The 21,434-nt window shown below is 56.6% G+C and carries 16 protein-coding genes and 1 pseudogene; 9 read left to right on the forward strand and 8 right to left on the reverse strand.

Going from position 1 to position 21,434, the window contains the following annotated elements:
- Nucleotides 1–3 precede the first annotated feature (3 nt).
- Nucleotides 4–567, reverse strand: coding sequence for a hypothetical protein (locus AC1DD7_RS09570; protein ID WP_442016556.1), 564 nt, complete (start codon nt 565–567; stop codon nt 4–6).
- A 262-nt stretch (nt 568–829) separates the two neighbouring features.
- Here AC1DD7_RS09570 and AC1DD7_RS09575 point away from each other — a divergent pair, with 262 nt between their 5' ends.
- The 6 genes from AC1DD7_RS09575 (at nt 830) to AC1DD7_RS09600 (ending at nt 7,169) form a co-directional block, all read left to right on the forward strand.
- The gene (locus tag AC1DD7_RS09575; protein WP_477514757.1) at nt 830–2,569 is read left to right on the forward strand and encodes a DUF4434 domain-containing protein; all 1,740 of its coding nucleotides are present in this window, start codon (nt 830–832) and stop codon (nt 2,567–2,569) included.
- A 65-nt stretch (nt 2,570–2,634) separates the two neighbouring features.
- Nucleotides 2,635–3,690 carry an LCP family protein gene (locus AC1DD7_RS09580; protein ID WP_477514758.1) on the forward strand — a complete coding sequence of 352 codons (1,056 nt, stop codon included), beginning with the start codon at nt 2,635–2,637 and terminating at the stop codon, nt 3,688–3,690.
- Nucleotides 3,691–4,026: 336 nt separating this feature from the next.
- Nucleotides 4,027–4,158, forward strand: coding sequence for a hypothetical protein (locus AC1DD7_RS09585; protein WP_477514759.1), 132 nt, complete (start codon nt 4,027–4,029; stop codon nt 4,156–4,158).
- Between the two features lie 9 nt (nt 4,159–4,167).
- On the forward strand, nt 4,168–4,359 hold the full coding sequence (locus AC1DD7_RS09590) for a hypothetical protein (protein WP_477514760.1): 192 nt from the start codon (nt 4,168–4,170) through the stop codon (nt 4,357–4,359).
- Nucleotides 4,360–4,823: 464 nt separating this feature from the next.
- On the forward strand, nt 4,824–5,546 hold the full coding sequence (locus tag AC1DD7_RS09595) for an SGNH/GDSL hydrolase family protein (RefSeq protein ID WP_477514761.1): 723 nt from the start codon (nt 4,824–4,826) through the stop codon (nt 5,544–5,546).
- 645 nt (nt 5,547–6,191) lie between these two features.
- Entirely contained in the window at nt 6,192–7,169 is a 978-nt protein-coding gene (locus AC1DD7_RS09600; RefSeq protein ID WP_477514762.1) for a hypothetical protein, read from the forward strand.
- 70 nt (nt 7,170–7,239) lie between these two features.
- Here AC1DD7_RS09600 and AC1DD7_RS09605 read toward each other — a convergent pair whose 3' ends face one another.
- Nucleotides 7,240–9,132 carry a glycosyl hydrolase family 28-related protein gene (locus AC1DD7_RS09605; protein WP_477514763.1) on the reverse strand — a complete coding sequence of 631 codons (1,893 nt, stop codon included), beginning with the start codon at nt 9,130–9,132 and terminating at the stop codon, nt 7,240–7,242.
- 189 nt (nt 9,133–9,321) lie between these two features.
- Here AC1DD7_RS09605 and AC1DD7_RS09610 point away from each other — a divergent pair.
- Nucleotides 9,322–10,450 (forward strand): annotated as a pseudogene (locus AC1DD7_RS09610) (IS701 family transposase); the annotation flags it as partial.
- Nucleotides 10,451–10,835: 385 nt separating this feature from the next.
- Here the strand turns inward: AC1DD7_RS09610 and AC1DD7_RS09615 are convergent.
- Genes AC1DD7_RS09615 through AC1DD7_RS09625 form a run of 3 tightly spaced genes read right to left on the reverse strand, consistent with a single transcriptional unit; the run spans nt 10,836 to nt 15,596 of the window.
- Nucleotides 10,836–11,690, reverse strand: a complete 855-nt coding sequence (locus AC1DD7_RS09615) for an acyltransferase (protein WP_477514764.1) — start codon at nt 11,688–11,690, stop codon at nt 10,836–10,838.
- Nucleotides 11,680–13,572, reverse strand: coding sequence for a hypothetical protein (locus AC1DD7_RS09620; protein ID WP_477514765.1), 1,893 nt, complete (start codon nt 13,570–13,572; stop codon nt 11,680–11,682). The genes AC1DD7_RS09615 and AC1DD7_RS09620 overlap by 11 nt, the downstream gene beginning before the upstream one ends.
- Nucleotides 13,572–15,596, reverse strand: a complete 2,025-nt coding sequence (locus AC1DD7_RS09625) for a CDP-glycerol glycerophosphotransferase family protein (RefSeq protein ID WP_477514766.1) — start codon at nt 15,594–15,596, stop codon at nt 13,572–13,574. Before AC1DD7_RS09625 ends, AC1DD7_RS09620 begins: the two co-directional genes overlap by 1 nt.
- A gap of 191 nt (nt 15,597–15,787) precedes the next feature.
- Here AC1DD7_RS09625 and AC1DD7_RS09630 point away from each other — a divergent pair, with 191 nt between their 5' ends.
- Both AC1DD7_RS09630 and AC1DD7_RS09635 read left to right on the forward strand, forming a co-directional pair.
- On the forward strand, nt 15,788–16,462 hold the full coding sequence (locus tag AC1DD7_RS09630; RefSeq protein ID WP_477514767.1) for an LCP family protein: 675 nt from the start codon (nt 15,788–15,790) through the stop codon (nt 16,460–16,462).
- Complete coding sequence (locus AC1DD7_RS09635) at nt 16,446–16,841, forward strand: LCP family protein (protein ID WP_477514768.1); 396 nt, start codon at nt 16,446–16,448, stop codon at nt 16,839–16,841. The genes AC1DD7_RS09630 and AC1DD7_RS09635 overlap by 17 nt, the downstream gene beginning before the upstream one ends.
- A gap of 201 nt (nt 16,842–17,042) precedes the next feature.
- Here AC1DD7_RS09635 and AC1DD7_RS09640 read toward each other — a convergent pair whose 3' ends face one another.
- The 3 genes from AC1DD7_RS09640 to AC1DD7_RS09650 all read right to left on the reverse strand — a co-directional run bounded on the left by AC1DD7_RS09640 (nt 17,043) and on the right by AC1DD7_RS09650 (nt 21,430).
- Nucleotides 17,043–18,461: a hypothetical protein gene (locus AC1DD7_RS09640; protein ID WP_477514769.1), complete on the reverse strand. Its 1,419-nt coding sequence runs from the start codon at nt 18,459–18,461 to the stop codon at nt 17,043–17,045.
- Between the two features lie 103 nt (nt 18,462–18,564).
- Nucleotides 18,565–20,034: a tyrosine-protein kinase domain-containing protein gene (locus tag AC1DD7_RS09645; protein WP_477514770.1), complete on the reverse strand. Its 1,470-nt coding sequence runs from the start codon at nt 20,032–20,034 to the stop codon at nt 18,565–18,567.
- A gap of 466 nt (nt 20,035–20,500) precedes the next feature.
- A complete protein-coding gene (locus AC1DD7_RS09650; protein ID WP_477514771.1) occupies nt 20,501–21,430 on the reverse strand; it encodes a beta-1,6-N-acetylglucosaminyltransferase in 930 nt (309 codons plus the stop codon).
- Between the last annotated feature and the right edge of the window lie 4 nt (nt 21,431–21,434).

Here is a 21,434-nt window from a genome sequence, read left to right on the forward strand (position 1 = left end):
GGACTACTTGCCGTTGAGGCGGGGTCCGCGGATCCCCTTTGAGCGCAGGGCACGGAAGTACGCAAGGCCCAGCAGCAGCAACACCAAGACCGTCAGGCCTTGGACAAGGGGGTTGTTCTCCGCCACGGGAGCCAGGGCCACCTTCAAGGGGCCGGTGATGTCTGCGCTGACAACTGGCGGGGCTGCGGTTTTGGTAGGAGTGGGTGTGGGCGTAGGCGTCGGCTCGGCGGTGGCCGTGGCGGTTTCGGCGGGAACCTCGGGCTCTACAAAGAAGTTCTCGACAGCAACATCAGTGGGGACAGCAGGAGTGGGAGACGTAGCAGGCGGAGTCACAGCAGGCACTTCCGCAGGCGGAGCGACGGGCTCGACGACGGGCGGCACCACGGGTGCGGGAGCTGGCTCTTCGGAGGGCTGGGCAGGTTCCGTAGGAATAGGTTCCAGAGTGGCGGGAGGCGAGGACGGCTGAATGACGGGCGGGATGATGACCGGGAACGTAGGCTCAGGCGTGGGCGATGGGTCCGCCGGCTGTTCCGTGTCTGTGCCGGGGTTGGTTACCGTAGTGGCCATGGCTGGTTGGGTACCAAAAAACCCGAGAATAGCCAGCATGATGACCACAAGTGCGGCTTGAACACGTCTAATTCCGGTGCCCAACTTTCCCCCCGTTAATATGTCGTACAAAACGCCAAGGGCGTCCGTTCCAGTGCGTCCACCTGAAGGAGGGTAGGCGCGGCCGCCAACAGCAAGGAGGGCAGCCCGATTTAGTCTAGCGTATGGATAACAGTCATTTGATTCCGTAGGATCGTCTGCTGATGCCGACCCCAAGGAATTCATGACGCTCATTCGCGGAAGCCGTCCACGCATCAAAGTCATCCTCGCGGCACTTGTGCTCATAGCCGGAGTTGGAGGGACCGCTTTGGTTGCGCCCAGCCCCAGCATGGAGGCGGAGCGGCCGATTCAGGATCCACAGCCCTCAGCAGCCCCGAAGAAAACACCGGCCGTCAAGGCACCGAAAGCGGCAAGCTACCCAATTGGTGGCTATTTCGTCTACGCCACTCCTAGCAGTTCCCGGAACCTGCAGAAGCTCAGCGAAATTAAGGCAGCAGGCGCTGACACCGTCATCACTTTTGGAACGCCTCTCGCGCCAGCTACCCTGGCAACGCTTCCCAAGGAGTGTGTCATCGATGGAGTGAACTGCGCCCAGGCTGCTGCAGGAACTCTGGAGGTCAACCGCTATTTCACGTACTCCGACGGTAGCGTGTGGAGCAGCCAAGCTCTGAAGTGCCCCAAGGACCGCAGGATCACCACCCAAGGCAAGGCATTCGTTGTGCTGGTCCTCCCAGCCCAAGGCAGCGGCTGCACGTCTACGAACGGGAAGTATGACGTGGTGGTTGCAGGCGGTGGCACTGCGGGCGGCATGGATCCAGCAGCTTCCCTGGCCTTGGCGGCCACGAAACTGGGCATGAAGTTCTATGCCGGCATGCCCCTTCCCGTGAAGAGAACGGATACGCCGTACCTCCCTGATGTTTCCTATCAGGGGACCCTTGCGCTCTTCACGGAGCGCTTCCTTCAATATCAGGCTGCGGCAAATGACGTGAAGGGCCTGGCTGGCTTCTATCACAGCACAGAAATGCCCGTCACCGATGGCCACACTTTCGATCCCATCCTGGATCTGTACCGGATGCAGAACCAGGCCATCCACCGAATCCTCCCCACTCGCGGCGCAATCATTAGTCCCTACCTCGACGCGCGGGTCAGCGCTTTCAGTATCAGCCTTACAGAGGCTCGAAACGGGATCCGAAGAATTGCCCAGACGGCCAGCGGACTGGTCCTGAACATTGCCATCCAAGACGGCATGGGAACCGGCAAGGGTGGAGCGTTTCAGTCGAACGAAGCGAACTCGGCAGTTGACCGGTATGCGGAGAGCATCGTGGGCAAGGGCTCGTGGAGCAGCAAATACGTGGCACCTATTCGGGACTATTTCCTGGCGGCCGCTGCGGGCATTTCCGGAACAGGCGCCGTCCTGTGGGCAAACTTGGAGGGCATGGCTCCGGCCACAGCCTCCAACCGTTGTGGTGACAGTCTCCGCGGGCAAAGCTCCAAAGCGAGGATAGACCGGCAGCTGCAACAGCTATCCAACGCGCAGAAGATCATTTCCTTCATGTGGGATTCGTATTACACCTGCGTTGGTACGGGCGTTCCCCTGAAGGCCCAGGTGGAGTCCGGAATCGCAACACCAATTATTACCGACGCGACTTTTGACTCAACCACCGGCCAAGTGCGGATAACGGGCTTCAATCTTGCAGGTGGCAATGCCCAGGTGAAGTGGACCACCAAAGGCGGACAACGCCTCGTGAAAACCGTGAAGCCCACCAGCACAAATACGGCCTACGGAGTCCAGAGCGGTATGAACCCTGAACTGGAGATGATCCTCGTGAACGTTGGTAAAACTACTCTGGCTGCCGGCCGCTACTACACCGTCAATGTCACCAACCAATGGGGTGCGGAAAACGACGATTTCTATTCGCAGCGCATCTACACAGCACAGTCTTCCCGGGACTCCAAAGGCTAGCCCCGGACCGGGCGTGTTTGTCCATTTGTTAGAATCGACTCTGCTGCTGCCAACTCTAGGAATACATGACGCACCCCATTGATACCGAAGCCGTTGCGACAGACTCCCGTCCGCGTCGTCAAAAGAGCTCTAAAAAGACGGCTCGAAACGTCCTCCTCGGCTTCGCGGCAGCAGTGGTGATCATCGGCTTGGTCTGTGGTCTCTACATCTTTAACCTGGCTCAGACTTTCAATTCCGGGACCACCAAGATCGAGAACGCTTTCCCGGACGAGGCCACACGACCTACCAAGAACGTCACAGGTGCCATGAACATCCTTGTCATGGGCAAAGACAAGAACGCGGACAGGTCGGTGGACACCGATGACTCCGCCCCAACGGACCAGCGAACCGACACTCTGATCTGGGTCCACATCCCGGCGGACCGGAAGAACGTCTTTGCCGTTTCGATCATGCGTGACACCTGGGTGAACATTCCTGGGCATGGCGAGGCGAAAATCAACGCCGCAATGGCCGACGGCGGGGTTGCTTTGACTGTCCAGACTGTGGAGTCGCTCTTTAAGCAGCGCATCGACCACGTAGCAATGGTGGACTTCGAGGGCTTCAAGGGACTTACTGACGCCTTGGGTGGCGTGGAAGTCAACATCAAGCAGGGCTTCACGCCCAGCGTGCTCAAGGGCAAAGTTACGTTCCAGGCTGGCAAGAACCTGCTCGACGGCGAGAAGGCGCTGGCTTTCGTACGTGAGCGCAAGTCCTTCCCTGATTCTGACTACACACGCGTCAAGAACCAGCAGCTCTTCCTGAAGGCCGTCATAAGTAAAACGATCTCCCGGGATACCCTCACCAACCCGGTCAAGGTCAACAACATGGTGGACGCGATCTCCCCGTACATCAGTGTGGACAAGGACTTTGATGCCGCCACGCTCGGTGGCCTGGCATTGCAGTTCAAGGACCTTCGCGAGAAGGACACCGTGATGTTCACGCTGCCTAACCTTGGCGTCGGCACCTCCACTGACGGACAGTCGATCGTGTTGGCAGACAACGCAGCCATTTCGGAGATTGCCACGGCTATTGGACAGGACAACTTGGCCGCTTATGTCGCTGCCAAGGGCTTGGGGAACTAAGCCCTCTATCCCGGGAGCTATCCCAGGGTAAGTGCGTTGATCAGATGAAGAACCGGTTCTTCGACGTCATCTGATTCAGCCTCTGGCACCACACGGCCCTGTCAGGTCCAGACCTGACGATCGTGTTCACCCCGCTGGCAGTATCCAGAACCGTCCAGAACAAGACCGGACTGGCGATCGCCACGTCGTCAAACACCTCCAGTGCGAAAGACGTACACAGATATTCGGACCGCACTGCCTTACGCGAAGATTGTGGCTGTCGGCCCATCCACGCCATGGGAGCTAACCCCTGACGTTGTGTAGTTCGACAAGGTCGTTCAGGAAGCAGCGGCCAGCGTGAAAGCAAAGTACGTGATCCTGATCCAACCTAACGTCATCACTAAAGCGATGATCCTCCAAGATGGTGCGCACGTAAATGATGCCGGCCATAAGGCCATAGCGGAACGCGTTACTGCTGCGCTCCGCTAACGTCATAGAATGTGGCCATTCATTCAGCTTGTTTTGGGGGAACTGTTCATGCTTGATCGTCGTCTTATTGCTGCTCTGACCATATCCTCTGTCATCCTCGTGGGCTGCTCGACTGTCACCGCCACCGATAGCCGCCCGTCGCCTAATGCGGAGGACTCTGCAGCCATCTCTGCGGTAGCGGCAGACATCAACCCAGCGTGAAGCAGGTGCCGTCGAAGCTGCCCGTAGTTTGTGTCACGGCGAAGGCGTCTCCCATTGGCAGAACTCGGAGCTACTCAAAGCAGTGCAGAGAAATTTCGCAGACCCCGTGAGCATAACCCTGACCAAGGAAGAGGCGCAGTCCATCTTTGAGGTGACGCTCAACGATTTCTGCCACGCCTAAACAGGCGAGGGAAATCCGGCCAGAATATCGGCCCGGAATGCGTGGCCCTTCTCCACCTTCGAGTACAAGGTCGTGTTTTTGCAATCCCAACTAACCACCACTTAAACATCAAAAGCTCCCACCCTCGCAGAGGGTGGGAACTTCGTTACATGAGGGAACATCACCGTGTCTTATGTTGCCCTTGACGATAGCTTGACTTGCAACAATCGAGCGCGATGCATAGGGTCCGCGCACGAGGCCCTATGCTTACCTCAAATCCGTTTGACTTGCATTTGGGGGACTCGTGCGTTTTTCTCGCCTACTCGCTGCTGCCATCATGGCTGGCGCTCTTGCCGTTTCGACTGGCTGCTCCGCCACTCCACCACCGGTATCTGACAAGGTTGCCAAGTACTACGAAGACAACAAGACGCCGGAACCATCGCCCAAAGCCGTCAAAGCCACCCAGCCTGTCGCTGCCTTCATCGGTGACTCATACACGCAGGGCACCGGCGCTAGCGTCGGAAACAACTGGGTCAAGCTAGTGGCCAGTGCGGTCGGCATCTCGGATCTCAACCTTGGGCGAGGCGGAACCGGATATGTAGCCGTGGCTGGAATGAGTGGATGCGGTCTGGAAAAGTGCCCTGCCTACCCTGACATGGTTGCCCAGGCTGTCGCTTCGAAGCCTTCCATCGTTGTTGTTGCCGGAGGGCAGAACGACTTCATCAACTTCAGCCGTGATCCCGAGGGTGAGGTTGCCGCAGTGCGAAAGACGTACACAGATATTCGGACCGCACTGCCTGACGCGAAGATTGTGGCCGTCGGCCCGTCCACGCCGTGGGAGATAACTCCTGACGTTGTGGAGTTCGACAAGGTTATTCAGGAAGCAGCGGCCAGCGTAAAAGCGAAGTACGTGAGCCTGATCCAACCTAACGTCATCACTAAAGCGATGATCCTCCAAGATGGTGCGCACGTAAATGACGCCGGCCATAAGGCCATAGCGGAACGCGTTACTGCTGCGCTCCGCTGACGTCATAGAATGTGGCCATTCATTCAGCTTGTTTTGGGGGAACTGTTCATGCTTGATCGTCGTCTTATTGCTGCTCTGACCATATCCTCTGTCATCCTCGTGGGCTGCTCGACTGTCACCGCCACAACCGATAGCCGCCCGTCGCCTATGCGGAGGACTCTGCAGCCATCTCTGCGGTAGCGGCAGACATCAACCCAGCGCTTGAAGCATCCTTGAGGTGACGCTCAACGATTTCTGCCACGCCTAAACAGGCGAGAGAAATCCGGCCAGAATAACGGCACGCAACGCCTGGCCCTTCTCCGCCGTCGAGTACAAGGTCGTGTGTTTTGCAATCCCAACTAACCACCACTTAAACATCAAAAGCTCCCACCCTCGCAGAGGGTGGGAGTTTGGTTACATGAGGAACATCACCGTTTTATGTTGCCCTTAGTATTGAGTTCGTCACACAACCAAACACTGGGGGAGCTTTTGAACTCGAAGGCACGCATCATTGTCGATAACCATCAGGCTGAGCATGGTCTCCGCTCGGCCATAATTTCGGTCCCGGACAGGGAAGACCAGGCGTTATTCTTTGAGTCTTACAATGGGCCACTCTCCATCGAAGCAGGGTCTGACCCGTTCGTCTTGGCGACACTGCATCTCTTTATGGAAGCAGGCACTGATGTCCATGTAGACGGGAAAGTTTCGGCCCGTCTTATCCGTAACCTGCGCGAACTCCAAGACGTCTGGGTGAGCTGGAGGCCTGAGAAGTACTCGCGGATCGAGATCACTGCCGACGAGATCAGCACCGAGGTTCCTACGCCTAACACTGCCATTGTCGCTTTCTCGGGAGGCGTCGACGCGACCTACTCCGTGCGGACACACACTCAGGAACCTATGCGGCCTGGGGAGGCTAAATTGGAGGGGGCGTTGTTCGTTCATGGGTTTGACATCCCACTTGAGAACGCTGAAGACTATGTTTCCGCTCGCACGCGCGGCGAGAAGATGCTGGTCGGTCTTGACTTGGATAGTTATGGCGTCCGGACGAATTATCGCAGCCTCGGTCAGGACTGGGAGGACGGGTTCGGGCTGGCTGTCGCCGCATGCCTCTCTCTGTACCAGGACCGTTTCTCCACCGGCTTCATCGGCAGCAGCGAACCCTACGACGCGTTGGTCTTGCCGTGGGGATCTAGCCCCGTCACGGATCACATGTACGGCACGGGGAGGATGGAGATACTGCATGATGGCGCCGGCGCCAGCCGCACGGACAAGATTGCCGTTTTAGCTGAGTGGCCGGAGGCAATGGAGCATCTGCGCGTGTGCTGGCAGGGTAGCTATGGTGACAGGAACTGTGGGCAGTGCGAGAAGTGCATCCGCACATACCTGAACTTCAGGGCTGCTGGGGTCGAGAGCCCTGGGATCTTTGACAAAGTTCCCGACTCGCGGGCCATCCGTAGCCTGAAAGCCGGCTCTCCGCCGCTGCTGAACGAGCTGCGCAGCGTTGCTGATCACGCGGCCAAGAACCGAACTGGTGGCGAATGGCTCTCCAACCTCCGCGTGGCCATCATGATCAACAGCTTCCGTGTCCGGGCAAAGCAGAACAAGAAGCTGCTGAGGTTTGTGCGTAGCCTTACCCGCCGGTGAGGGTTTAGGAAGGAAAACTGCGGGGATCAGGTATCAACCTGATCCCCGCTGTTTTCATCTAGGCCAAGGATCAGGACGACGGCGGAGTGTTCGCTTCGTAAAACACGGTTACAAGCGCCAGGCCCTGAGTCGCAGCGGTCCCCGAGGGCGTGTACGTGGCGATGACGTCCCGGTCCTGCGTCGCTAGTCTCTTACCTAGCCCTACCCCGGCGCTGGCGTGTCTTGGGTATATGTACGAAACGCCCACAGCCCCTACGTTGATGGATGTGGCGTAAGCGTTGTTTACTGCAGAGTGTCCGACCACCATTGTGTTGCTCGTTCCGGCGTTGAACGCCGTGAGAACTTCCACACGGACGGCCGTGATGGAGCCTCGATAGAGGATCCTCCCGATGGTTTTTGTCAGGTTGGTGTAGAGAACGTTGCTTGCCATTGCCGTGACAGTGACTGTATGCCCAGAGCTGGACGTTGAGGGTTCTCCACCGTCAAAGCGCCCACGGGTGCTCGGGTCGACGCGCTGCCCAACTCCGTCCGGGATTACCTTGCCAGACACTACAAAGTCTTCTCCCGCCAGGAGCATGATCCACTCGTTGACGCCAGGGTTGAGCGAGCCGCTTAGGAAGTTGTCGCTTACGGTGAACCGCTTCGGGACATAGCTGCCAACGTTGCCACCGATGTTGAATACGCGGTTCACACCGGCTGCCGTAGTTATCTGGTTGTTGTTGAGGCGAAGACCAGACACGCCACGTTCCGCCACAGCCCCGTTTGACACGCCGAAAACGGCATCCATCGTTCCTAGGGCAAGCATCTTATTGTCGCGGATCCACACGTCTTGGCAGTGCCCAAGGTTCGCGAACACTTTGGTGGAGTCTGAGTAGGCGGCGGGCACTGTTAGGGTGTTGTCCTCAACTTTGATGTTGTGTGACGACTCCACAATACTGATCGGGTTGAAGATCGAAGTGCCGACTCGGTAGGTGCCTGAATTCCGGTGGACTCTGCCATCTGCGCAGCCAAGTGCGAGTTCGCAAAATGTGTAGTACCAGTCTGCTTGGCAGTCTGTGATTTCGAAACGGCACATGGCATTAAGCGTGACGAGACTAGAGAACATTTCGCGGTTCGCGGGCCGGATGTTTGCCATGCGGAATCCATTGCACCCCCCCCCGCCCCAAACGGGGAAGAGTGCGTCCACGTCGAAGCCCTCAATGGCGACGTTTTCAATCATCTCCATGACGGCGTTCTGGCCGTCAACAGGATTGCCCTTCAGTGGGTGAACGGTGGCACCGGTAATCGCATAGGGTGAAGAGTCCGCAAGAGAGAGCGTGTCTCCACTGATCGACAGTACCTTGCTGAAGTAGAGCTGATTGGGGACTTCCACGGCACTTGCAACGTAGTTAGCGACGCTGCGGACTGCTACGAAATCGCCGACTACAACCGTGGAGAAACCGCCGCCGCTGGACGCCGTTACGGTCGTGCTGCCAAGTGCCACATCAGAAATAGCGACACTGCTAAAGATCTTCCCTGCGCCGTTCGGACCGTAGAACCCTGCCCCGTGGATGTAGCCAGAAACGAATGCTCCCTTATCGATGGGGACTGTTGACACAGTGTTGTTGTAGATGACTGCCTTGTCGCCCTTATACCGCACGTTACTGCGGCATCGGATGGAGCGGGAGATCCTGTATGTCTTCCTTGGGAAGTAGATCGTTCCTCCGCCCGCGGATGCTACGAGAGTGCCTAATGCCTCAATCGCTGCCACGTCATCAGTCGTGCCATTGCCGACGACACCATGGTCTAGGACGTTGTAAACAACTTCATCTTGCCCAACTGAGCGCCCCCCGCCGCGTGGCTTTAGGCCATAAGTGGCATTAAGTGCCGTGTCTTGGAGGCGTGCGGGGAGGTTGGCGTCAGCAGCTTTGACAGCCGGGGGAAGGGTGAAATCATCACCAACAGTGACGGTGCGAATAGTCATAAGGTCTCTCCCTGTTTGTGTTTGAAGTCGCGGCCCCGGATCTCTGCCGGGGCCGTGCCGCTAAAAGAAATGCAGGGGGCTCCCTACCGACTAGTACTACAGTCGCGCTTATTTTCGGTGTTGTCGGGGTTCTAATCCGACTTCGGCCCTGGATCCTGTTAATCATGACGGGTGAGCGATGATGTTTGGGTGGCAGAAATCCGGGAATGGGCTCAGGGCCTTGAGGAAATCAGGGATCTGATCGGGCGTGAGTTCGCGCGCACGGAGCCGCAGAACAACGCGGTCAACTACATCCGCGGCCTGCTTTCGGATGAGGAGCGAAAGAACTCCTGGACCTTGTCCGAGCGCGCCGGGCAGGACACCTCGGATGAGATGCAACGGCTGCTCTCGACCACGGACCTGGGACCCTGACGCCGTACGTGATGCCCTGGTCGTGAGAAGGCGTCTGGGCGATGCGAAGAGGATTTTGGCCATTGATGAGACCGGGTTCCTGAAAAAGGGGACCGCCTCGGCAGGAGTGGCCCGCCAGTATTCTGGCACCCCCGGGCGGGTGGAAAACTGCCAGATCGGGGTGTTCCTGACCTATGCCTCACCGGCCGGGCGGACGTCCCTGGACCGGGAACTGTACCTGCCCAAGGCCTGGATCGAGGACCGTGCCCGCTGCAATCGCGCGGGCGTCCCGGAGGAGCGGGTGATGGCCACCAAACCCGCTCTCGCGGCCAAGATGATTGAGCGTGCACTGGATGCCGGCATCCAGGTCGAATGGGCTACCGGGGACGCGGTCTACGGCCAACACGCCGGGCTGCGCCGTCGGCTGGAAGCCCGCGGCCTGCACTACGTCATGGCCGTTACCATGAACCAGCGCGTTATCACCCCGGCTCCCGGTTCATTCGGCACCGAGGACAGGGCCGATGAACTCTTCGCCGCCCTCGACGGACGGGCCTGGCACACCCGGACTGCCGGGACCGGGACCAAGGGCGAACGGCTCTACGCCTGGGCGAGGATCCGCATCAGCGGCCCCGCCGAAACCGGGGAACCCTGGCTGCTGGCCCGCCGCTCCCTGAAAGACCCCACAGACCTGGCGTACTTCATCTGCTTCACGCCCGAGAACGTCACCCTGATCGAATTGGCCACAGTCGCCGGGCCACGCTGGGCCATCGAGGAAACCTTTCAAACCTCCAAGGGCGAAACAGGGCTCGACCACTACCAAGTACGTCAAAACACTGGATGGTACCGGCACGTAACGCACTCCATGTTCGCCCACGCCTTCCTAAGCGTCATACGCTCAAAAAAAGGGGACCCTTACGCGGGCTCCGAGCAACTGGTAAGGCTCTCACTGCCCGAAATCAGGCACCTCATCACACGAATCGCCTGGCACCGACAACCAGACCCCCACCACGTTCTCCACTGTTCGTTCTGGCGACGAAAACACCAACACCGTGCCCAGCAATGCCACTACAAAGTTCGCGGACAGACCCTACAAACGCGGCTGTAGTACCAGGGCGTGTCTCCTAGATCCTGGAGGACTTGTTCGAGATGCTTGATGTCCACTGACGGGCAGTCGATCGTGTTGGCAGACAATGCCGCCATTTCGGAGATTGCCACGGCCATTGGACAGGACAACTTGGCCGCCTATGTCACGGCCAAGGGCTTGGGGAGCTAAGCCTTCCATCCCGGGAGAAATGGCCGGATAAGTGTGCGGGTCAGATGAAGAATCTGTTCTTCGATGTCATTTGATCCAGCCGGTGGCACCATGCTACTCGTTCAAGCCCCGAGGACGCCAAGTCCAACTGGCCCTCCAGTTCTGCCACATCCAAAACATTCTGGTCACTCGTGTAAATGAAATCGTCCTTTGCGTGAACCGAGCTTCGTTCAGTCTGTGCAAGCGTGTAGGCATGCACGGAAGGACGCGTCCAGAAAATTCCGTTGCCGACGATGCGGGCGGGGACACCGGCTGCTGTGGAGTTGGACGGGACGTCCTTGGTTACGACAGCGCGTGCCGCCAGGATGCTGCCCGAACCTACCTTTGCCCCTTTTAGCAGCAAGGTGTCCTCGCCGAGCCACACGTGGTCACCAACCCAAATCGAAGCGCTGGGATTGATTCGCTGGTGGGTCAGCGCGGAATAAACGAGATGAGGATCTGCCGTGCGGAGGACAACGCGCGATGCAAACATGGCGTCGCTCCCGATGATGACGTGTTTACGTTCCGTTGGCAGAAAATGAGCCTCGGCCGTGAATGATGCATCCGGGCCGAGATAGAATACTGATTCTTCAAAAACGGTGGCAATCAGCCGCAAGTATCGTTCTGAGCGGCGTATGTGAATGACTGCGCCGTCGCCTAGGAACCGAAGCCTTGAATTTCGCAACTTGACGCCGTCCTCCACGAACAGAACATTTCCCTTTCCGGCAAACTCCACCGAGGAACGGAGAAACTCTGATTCGGATGACTGATTCCAGTGAACAACGTTGTCCGTGATGGTGGAGATGTCCGCGTAAGAGCGAATAACTTGAGCTTGCCCCAGTCTTCCGGAGCCGGTCCCAGCGGCGTTATCCGACATGTACTGGCACCTCATTCAAGGCTGACGCCTCATCCACCATGGCAACAACACTGGAGGCCTTCCAGTCCACTGCTCCAAAGATCTCCCCCGCCTCGTCAGGAGAGTCCGACCGATGAATCACGATCAACAGATGTTCGGCTTTAGCGGCGATGACTAATCTCAAGGCAAGCAGGTCCGCCATGGCCCAGCCGTCCAGAGGCTCCACGACGGCAACATGTGAAGCTTTATGCTCGCCACGGTCAAGGGTCTCGGACACATCGATTTCGGCATCGCTCACGAAGTGGACCTCCATCGTGTCGCCGTCGATGTCTGCGCCGTAGCTGCGATACCGAAAACGGGCGAAATGGTCACCGTCCAGGACCACATACGTCTCTGGATGCTTCGCATGGAGCCTTAGAGTGGCTGCACTCATTGAATGCTGCCTTTCCTGCTTCGAATCCTGCATCAAGGAACCGGGCAGAGTGCCAGTCCACTGAGTCCCGTTGGCTTCGATCGCTACAACCGCTGAGAGATGCTGGATCGGATCGTAGGCCGGATAGAGCTGTTGCTTTTCCGAAGTGAACTTCAGGAAGTCGTAGGAATGTTCGGACATCGACTGCAGGAATCTGGTCTGGCCCAGCCAACCTTCAACGAACCAGTTGGCGCGGGCAATCTTAGAGCCGGCAGAATCAACCCGAACCTGCACTTGAATGCCGTTCTCTTGGGGGAAAGAACGTACTTCATCGGCACCCATCTCCCGGTGCTGCGGACCGCCCAGGAACCCGCGGATAATGCCTAACATAGCTGGCAAAGCCGCCCGTGCCACGTCAGAGTGGACACCATTGATTCGGTATTTCGTGAGGTTCGGAACGTCTTGGACGAGCTCGATGAGTGAGTGGTTGCTGAGTTCATCGGAGTTCGTGTAGAAGTAGTCGACTCTTCGTCCCTCGGCGAAGTATTCGCGCAGGCTGTCCTCGGGCTGCTGCACGTCGTGGAGTGCACGGTTGCGGAACAGGTTGTCTCGAAAGAACGGCTTGTTGAAGTAATACGGCAAATTCATTTGCGGCACGGCTAGCAGGAGCTGGGCGGCCGGGAAGTCCTTTGCATAGTGGATGGCTATGCTGCCGCCTTTGGAAGCTCCGAAGAACAGCATTTGTGCTGGGTCGATACCGAAGCGAGTCCGCAGTTCCTCGATGGCCTGCCAAACCCGGTGGTACAAAGGCCTGCCAGCGTTGTCCACCATCATGTAGGAGCCTGCGGCAAGGTAGCGGTCCTGAAAACACACCATAAGAGTGTCCTTCAGGTCGGCGTCGGTAATGGCCTTGAGGTAACTGACAGCGTAGGAGATCCGCGAAGTTGAGGGCCCGAAGCCCGGGAAAGTGATGAAGAGCTTTTTGGGATTAGTGGTATTTCCCCGCAGCGAATAGTAGGTGTCCCCGTGCTGTTCCACGCCGTACTGGTGATCGTACTTCAACTGCTGCGGAGTAGTGAAAGCACCGCGTCCAATCTTCAGCTCATACGGTGCGTCAATGTCCAAGGTAAACCGCTTCGGGTCCTTCGACGTGACGATGATGTTGCGATATTCAAGCGGGAAGCCGCGAGCTGGGGGTTCTATCTTGTTCCCATAGACCACTTCGCCGTCCTGGAGCAGCCTGAATCCCCTGCCCTTATGCACTTGCCACTTTGCAATAGTCAGTTTTGCAAAGTAGGTTCCTTGCGGCAGGTTTTCGGACGCCAACCTGCGGATGCTGCCTTCCAAGCCCTTTGCCTTGATGAATCGCCGTGCTGGTGCGTTGGCTGGGGATGCCATCAGTTTGCGGGCGAAGCCTGTGCCAGCCTGGGAGTAGGCAGCATCTACCGCGATACCAGTGATGGTGCGTTTAATGCCTCGGATCTTCCTCATTAGAGACTCAGCATCCTCTCAACGATTTTGGCATTGATTCTTTGGGGGTCCACTCCCTGGAAGAAGCGTTCGCGGCGGGCACTGAATACTTCATTTGGCCGGAGGTATTGCTCTTGGACAATGTGGTTGATCAGGTCTGCATGCTCCTCAAAGACCGGGCCCAAGCCATCATCGCGGTAGTCCACTCGGCCTTCGTAGGGTTGCTCATGGAAGAAGTCCGCTGCGTCCCAGTGGTAATAGGCAATTGGCGTGCCGATGAAGGCGGCATCAAGCACGGCCGAACTGTAGTCCGTGAAGACCATCTCAGCCGACGCAATGGCTTCGCGATAGCTCAAGTCGGTCCTGACAACGTTCTTGGAGAACCTGAATTGGCCGGCTCTCTTTTCCACGTTTGGATGGAGTTTTACGTGGAGAGTCCGGCCAGTTTCTTCAAGGAACGCCAGGAGCTCCGGATCCGCGAGGACGGCGTCGATTGCACGGAAGTACTCCGACTGGGCGAACTGTTCGCTGGACACTTGGTGCAGGTTGAAACGCCACGTTGGCATGAACAGCAAATGCTGTGGCTCATGCGCCGTTCTGGTCAAGGTCTCGAAGCGGGGCAGCCCGGAGTTCAAGGTTTCGACGGGAGCAAGCTTGCCCAGATAGTCGGCTTCGAGTTGCCCGGTGGCCACGAACACATCGAAGTACTTGGAGAGGATCCAATCGGTCATGTCGTTCAACTGGATGCCGTGTTGCAGATACACAAAGCGGGAGTTCGCGAAGGACTTGCCTCGGTATCTGATGTTGTAAATCTGGGACGAAACCACCAGGTCCGAGATGAGGAACTTCTCGTAGAACTCGGTGGTGAAGATCGGGATCAGTTTGAAGCCCTTTGCTTGCAGCCGTTCCCAGTCCGGCGATTTTGGGTTCAAGGCAAAGTACGCCTCCGTGAACTCCTCGTGGTTCACCATGAAATATTCATAGAGGTGCTCAGCATTGTCGTCTGCCTGTAGGGGCCTATCAAAGAAAATCATGGTTGAGGAGGGAGTAATAGGCCGGCTGTAGAAGTCGTAACTGGCAGCCCGTGAATAACCAGGCCGTAGATCTCTCGGCCGATATGACTTCTCGATGACCACAGTGTCCGGGCCGAAGCCTAATTCGTAGAGGGGCGGCTGAGACCCGTCCGTGGGCTGGCCTTCCCTGAAAGACAGATATGAATCACTGTCGCTCAACTGCTTGTAGAGGTGGGTATCGGACTCCGGGTCAGACAGCCAGCGAATCCAGGACGCCTCCACCGGCTGCAGCGGTTCAACGAAGCGAAGCAGCTCGACGAGACGATACGTCCGGACGACGTCCCGGAGATTAGCCAAGCCAACCTGTGTCACCTTTCCAGCCCGTATGCCGCGAAGGAACAACGCTACGTACCGCACCAGGTGAAGACGGACTTCCTTCGAAGCCGCTGGGATCAGTGGGACCAGCCGAGTGACGTCTTGCGCTATTTGCAGGCCAATGGCGGATTTGGTGTCAGATGCGACTGAGAAGCCAGTGGTGAGAGGCTTTACCGTTCCGATAGACCAGTACAGACGGTAACTGAGATACAGGGCTGAGCGGTCGACGTCGCCAATTGCTTCCAACGCATCCCTCAACCGACTGGTGTTGAAAACAACACCGAATACGTCCGTATCTCGGGCGTAGCGATAAGCGTCGTCAATTTTGGTCGCAGCCACATTCTTGGCGATCACGCCTGTGTACAAGACCGGCTCAGCCAGATAGACCGTCCGCGGACGTAAGTACTCCAGCATCGTGGTCATGTAGGTGGGGGCAAGCTGATGCGACGTCCTCATGAACACCACGTATTTGGTTTCGACGGTTTCGCTAAGCCGTGTGATTTCCTCCGTGGTGAGCGGTTCGTCAACCTGGAGTATGGAGAACTGCGCTTCATACCGAAGCCTTGCAGCGATGAGTCTCCGGTACATCACAGACTCCCGGTCAACACCTCCGGGAGCCTCGAGGACGATGGTGACCAGGGGAATTGAGTCGGGCATTTGAGTCCTAGCGAATCGACGGCACGAAAACCCGCGGGCGCAGATCCCTAATGCCTACTTGTAGTTCAGATACACAGTGCGGACTCAGACCGGATCGTGTTGCGGAAAATAGGATTTCTGACCTTGCATAGACCGTGGTCTATCGTGGAAAAGATCCCCAGCTATCAGTTGCCATCCAATCCAAGGAACACATGACGCTCCCCGCTGACCAAGAAACGACTGCGACAGAGCGACCACGTCGTGCCGGGAAGCCTCCCCGGAAGACCGTACGGAATGTTCTTCTCGGCTTCGCGGCGGCGGTGCTAGTGGCTGGCCTTCTTGGCGGCGCGTATGTTTTCAACCTGGCCCAAACCTTCAATGCTGGGACCACCAAGATCGAGTCCGCATTCCCCGATGAGTCCACCCGCCCGCCGAAGACCGCAACCGGGGCGATGAATATCCTGGTGATGGGCAAGGACAAAAACCCAGACTGGGACCTGGATACGGCGAACACCGCAGCGACTGACCAACGCACGGACACGCTGATGCTGGTCCATATTCCTGCCGACCGAAAGAACGTGTTCGCGATTTCCATCATGCGCGATACCTGGGTGACCATCCCGGGTAAGTGTGAGGCCAAGATCAACGCAGCCATGGCCTACGGCGGAGTCGCCCTGACAGTCCAAACTGTTGAGTCGCTTTTCCAGCAGCGCATCGACCACGTGGCAATGGTGGACTTCGAAGGTTTCAAGGGATTGATCGACGCTCTTGGCGGCGTTGAGGTCAACGTAAAAACCCTGTTCTCCCCCCAGCACGCTACCGGGTCACACTTTCAATGCCGGCAAGCAAACCCTAAATGGAACCGAGGCGTTGGCCTTCGTTCGTGAGCGCAAGTCTTTTCCTGACAACGATTACACCCGTGTCAAGAATCAGCAGCTCTTCCTCAAAGCGGTCATCAGCAAGACGATCTCCAAGGACACCCTGCTGAACCCGGTGACGATCAACAACATGGTGGGAGCCATTTCACCGTTCGTGAGCGTGGACAAAGACTTCGACGCCGCCACGGCCGGGAGCCTCGCGTTCCAGTTCAAGGACCTCCGCGAGAGCGACACCGTCATGTTCACCCTGCCCAACCTCGGCGTGGGCACATCGCCGGACGGGCAATCGATCGTGGTTGCAGACATGGCGGCGATTTCAGAGATCGGCGCGGCTATCGGAAGGGACGAGTTGGCCGCCTATGCCACCTCTAGTGAACTCGTGAACTGATTTCATCGACTGGTAAATGGCGACATCAATATGAAGTCAGTTCCCAACCATAGTTCAAAAACACTTCAGCAACATCGAATGCAACACGATCTCAAATCTCATGGGCGGGGCACGGAAACTGCGGCACCCTTTTCCAGTAGTCTAAGATCCATTTCAACCAGTGCCCCTGAATGACGCCGCGGAAAGCTTCCCCAAGAAGCATCAGCGGCTGGTTTTCAATGAAATTCCTTCATCCATCATTCCAGCACCCGGTCTGGCGCGCTTCATCACGAATAGTGAACAGACCAACAGAACTGCCAAGTAGGCCATGGCGGCCAATAACGACCCGCGAAGAACAATTAGAAGATAGAAGGGGAGTATGCATCCAAGTAAGGGAGGTGATGAAGACACCGACAGGATACGTTCGGCCCTCTTGTCAAAAGACCGAAAAAGGTATCCCAGAAAGAACATCCCTACAACCAGCCCGACCCAACCGCCGTTGATGAACAACTCAGACCATATTGGCGCGGACAAGTTGCCGAAGCCGTACCCCTTAAAGTTAGCTAGCAGCGTCCCCGTGTCTATGGGTTTGTCTTGCCAAATAGATCTCGGAATCCAGAAGAACAAAACACCTAGAAGTTGCTTGCCCCAAGGGACCCCATTGGCTTGCACAAATTCAAGTGTGTTGACTAGTTGTGCGAACGCATCGAAGTCACCCCCGGTCATGGATTTCAAAGGGTCCTCAGCCTGCACAGCATTGTCTGTCGAATATCGGAACGCATCCAGCGCAGGGAAAAGCACTACAAGGCCGAATAACGCCGAAGAGGCCATAAGACGGAAACGAAAAACGGTTGCGTAGGCGCCAACCGATGCCACCACAGCAAGAATAACGGTCCCGAATACATATCGAGGGCTGCTAATCGGGTTAACGCTATAAAGTAGAGCAGCTAACAAGACGAGTGGAAGGAAACGAGGTCCCGGCAATCCCTGCTTTCGGTATGATGCCCGAAGTTGCATCTGGGCGAGAAACGCGACCAGCAGCGTCATACTCGTGCCGGCAACGATCACCGCATTCATCGTCTCCTCCGGCCAGATCGATGCACGAACTTTCGCTAGGGCGACCCTGCTTTCCAGAAAGGTTGCCAATCCCATTCGGCTCATGTAGAAGATAGAGAACGAAAGGGCGACAGCCGCCAGAGCATTGGCTCTAAGAGGAGAAATCAAAACTTCGGCACCATCGTTGCTAAAAGTCCTCCGCCCAGCTAGCCAGCTGCCTACGATGAGCGCAAGGCAACCCACCAGGACCACAAGTACGGCCGTTCCTACGTAATCAGCACTTATTCCGGGGGTTGTTCCTGGCCAGAAATCCATTCGTGACTGCACAAAGGGCGCAACGCCCATGAAGACGTACGTAAAGAGCCAGAAAATCATCTCATAAAGTCGCCGTGTAGAGGATCCTAGGATCCACGCAAATCGGAAGCCGGCCAAGACGATTATCGCCGTAAAAAGTGACGCATCACTTTGGCTGCTGCTAGATTCCGTCAGTGCAAATAAGAGCATTGGTGAGAGAAAGCAAAGTCCGAGCACACCAAAGGTTAATACTATAGGTCCGCTCAAACGCGCCTGCTTCCGGTCAAGCATTCGACTCCTCAAGCCTCGCCGAAGTACTCTGGGAGAGTGCTCAGCGTTGTACAATAAAAGAATTTTCGGGGCGGAATGATGTAGTACCTTACCGGAATCAAATCTAGCGCGAGCGAGGCAACACTTTCGCAGGGCGAGGAGCATCCCCTGCTTGAGTGCCATTCAAGCGGCCACTGGCATCAGCAGCATTGCTACGACTACCGGCGGCTGAACTCACTTGGGCGTCCTTACGGTTGTAGTAGCTGTAGGCGTATGCATCCGGACCCTTAATAGGTAGCCGGTTTAGGACAATCCCTAACAAATTCGCCTGAACAAGTTCCAAGGCAACTAGCGATTTTTGCAGGTCTTGTGACTTCGTCTGCTGCGCCGCAACTACCATAACAACACCGCCGACGTGCTGAGCTAGGACCGCGGCATCTGTCACCGGAAGAAGTGGCGGAGCGTCAATAACAACCGTGTCGAACGCATGTTCAAGCCTAACAACAAGAGCCTTCATCTCTTCGGATCCGAGAAGTTCACTCGGGTTCGGGGGAATTTGGCCAGATGAAAGCACAAAGAGATTGTCCTCTCCCCAAGGCTGGAGCAAGTCGTTGACGTCAGCTTCACCAATCAGTGCAGTCGTCAGGCCGGCATTTCGATCTAGCCCGAGGTACTCATTCACTGTTGGACGGCGGAGGTCAGCGTCAATCAAACAAACCGCTTGGCCAGCCTGGGCCAGCGCAATTGCAAGATTAGTTGCTGTGGTGCTCTTTCCCTCCGAGGGAAGTGAAGACGTGACAAGAACAGTCTTCGCACGGCCGGCAACATTTGCGAACTGTAGATTCGTTCGAAGTTGACGGAAGGACTCTGCACGAGGGCTTTGGGCAGGCGTTTGAGTCAAAAGCGGCTTCCGTGTTGCATCCGCATCAAAAGCGATGCCACCAAGTAGAGGTGAGTCGGACACTCGTCGCAAATCGGTCTCGCCTCGTATACGACTGTCGAGAGTGCCACGGAGTATCGCGGCGCCTATTCCGAGGGCAAGTCCAGCAATGAGACCAAAGAGAATATTGAGCCTGGTGTTAGGCGCCGATGGTGACGTGGGCGCCTCGGCGGGACTAATTATAGAGAGGCTGACGGGAGATGTGCCCCCCGCCTTGGGGCGTTCCAGCGTGTCTACGGCCTGAACAAGACTGTTGGCAACCGCCTGGGCAATTGCGGCGGCCTGCACTGGAGAGCCGTCACTCGCCGAGACGTTGATGAGCACCGTATTAAGTTCGGTACTCGCCTTTACGCGTCCAGCTAATTCATTGGCATCGATCTCCAACCCCAGGGCATCAATTGCTGGTTGAAGTACGATGGGGCTCGTTACTGTCTTTACGTATGATTGAACCCTTGCTTGACTAAACGTATTTCCCTGCTGCAACTCAGAAACGCTACCGGAACCCTGAATAGCGACGAAGAGCTTGGCCTCCGAGGTATAGGTAGGCTTCACCAACAGGGCGGACGCGCCGCCCACTAAGAGCCCAGACATCGTAAGTGCCAGGATCAGTATCCAGTTCCGGCGGAGTATCCGACCATAGTCACGTAAATCCAACGTGGCATCCCCCTACGTCATTCCCGGGCTGGCTTGCGAGCTCGCCACCAGAACGGCGGTATCAAGTACTTGTCTCAGATATTGTAACGGCTGAGGAGAACAGCCGTCGTTCATGACCCTTTGGGGTCACTGGAACTGATTCGAAGAAGTAGGCCGAGTACACTTGCGGAGCTAATCCAGGCATAAGCCGCTCGTCGCGGGGATGGCTCGATACGTATAATGAGCCGTCCCTGCGCTCCTCCCCTCGCTGGTTGAGTCCAAGCTACCATCGGGGCGGTTTTTGACTGTTGCCCGCGCTTTCATGGTGCCATTGAAGTCGGCCCCAAATCGGCTGGTGAGCCAATAGGAGTGACGCCGATTCCGGAGTGGGTCGATAAAGAATGCGAACTTCAACTAGGCGTCAACTCGTATTTAGTATTTACAAATGAACAGCAAAAATAAGTTGAATTGCGTAGGCCAAGATACCTCAAATCGATTTGTTTGAGAAATCATCGGTAGCGCCGGATTGCTCTGAACCTTGATATGCATCAATGAGCTGAATCAGCGATGACTTAGAATCAACTTTGCGAATAAAGAAGGCGCCATTCTTTTGCGCTGCGCAGAGATCCTCAACCGTTGCAGCCCCAAACATGGCAGGCCTTAAGTAATGCAGGTTGGGAAGAGCCGAAATGTCATCGCCCAATAGCAACTCGGGACCACCGGCTTGAGTGTCCGAGGCCCAGCGGGAATTATGTATAAACGACTGTATTGCCATTTCATCTGGGGCAAAAGAGTTGCGAAATATGGCATATATAGGTAAGTCGAGCGAGGCCAATGCCTCTTCCAAACATCCTACTGTTAGGGCCATCCATTGCGAACCGGCCACAACCTCAAGAGTCGTACGTCGACGAGGTGCCATTCCCGTCACTTGTTTCACCAAGAAGCGGAGTAGGCGCCTCACTGAAGCAGGGAGGCGAATTGGAAAATTCAAATCGAACCAATGCCGCAGTTCATAGCGATCCGTGTGCCATCCGGCTTTACTTTTAAGTCGATATGCACGCGCGAACTGTCGACGCGGGCTTGATGCAAGAAATGTGGCTAGCTCTTCAACCTGACGGACGGGGTAACAGTGTCCAGACAGGAATACAACGTGATCTTCGGGGTCCCCACTCTTGATTGCAGCGGTACCGCAGGATCGCATTGCATCGACCACAGAATAGCCTCCCCAATGCACGTCATATCTCTCCCTTACAAAGGTGACATTCTTTGGCATCGTTCCATCAGCCGACCTGAGGTAAGACTCCATATCCACCGCCTTGTCTAGATGGACCCACACCGGATTGGGCGAAAGCTTTTGACACAAGAGTCGGAGCATCGGAGCATCATCATGGGCAAGTACTACGAAACGGATTGCCATTATG

The organism is Paenarthrobacter sp. 10L412 (assembly GCF_056395565.1).

What these genes read in the sequence shown, in the direction of transcription:
- AC1DD7_RS09570 (WP_442016556.1), bottom strand. Translation starts at nt 567, where the DNA reads ATGGCCACTACGGTAACCAACCCCGGCACAGACACGGAACAGCCGGCG.
- AC1DD7_RS09575 (WP_477514757.1), top strand. Translation starts at nt 830, where the DNA reads ATGACGCTCATTCGCGGAAGCCGTCCACGCATCAAAGTCATCCTCGCG.
- AC1DD7_RS09580 (WP_477514758.1), top strand. Translation starts at nt 2,635, where the DNA reads ATGACGCACCCCATTGATACCGAAGCCGTTGCGACAGACTCCCGTCCG.
- AC1DD7_RS09590 (WP_477514760.1), top strand. Translation starts at nt 4,168, where the DNA reads ATGTGGCCATTCATTCAGCTTGTTTTGGGGGAACTGTTCATGCTTGAT.
- AC1DD7_RS09600 (WP_477514762.1), top strand. Translation starts at nt 6,192, where the DNA reads ATGGAAGCAGGCACTGATGTCCATGTAGACGGGAAAGTTTCGGCCCGT.
- AC1DD7_RS09605 (WP_477514763.1), bottom strand. Translation starts at nt 9,132, where the DNA reads ATGACTATTCGCACCGTCACTGTTGGTGATGATTTCACCCTTCCCCCG.
- AC1DD7_RS09615 (WP_477514764.1), bottom strand. Translation starts at nt 11,690, where the DNA reads ATGTCGGATAACGCCGCTGGGACCGGCTCCGGAAGACTGGGGCAAGCT.
- AC1DD7_RS09620 (WP_477514765.1), bottom strand. Translation starts at nt 13,572, where the DNA reads ATGAGGAAGATCCGAGGCATTAAACGCACCATCACTGGTATCGCGGTA.
- AC1DD7_RS09625 (WP_477514766.1), bottom strand. Translation starts at nt 15,596, where the DNA reads ATGCCCGACTCAATTCCCCTGGTCACCATCGTCCTCGAGGCTCCCGGA.
- AC1DD7_RS09630 (WP_477514767.1), top strand. Translation starts at nt 15,788, where the DNA reads ATGACGCTCCCCGCTGACCAAGAAACGACTGCGACAGAGCGACCACGT.
- AC1DD7_RS09640 (WP_477514769.1), bottom strand. Translation starts at nt 18,461, where the DNA reads ATGCTTGACCGGAAGCAGGCGCGTTTGAGCGGACCTATAGTATTAACC.
- AC1DD7_RS09650 (WP_477514771.1), bottom strand. Translation starts at nt 21,430, where the DNA reads ATGGCAATCCGTTTCGTAGTACTTGCCCATGATGATGCTCCGATGCTC.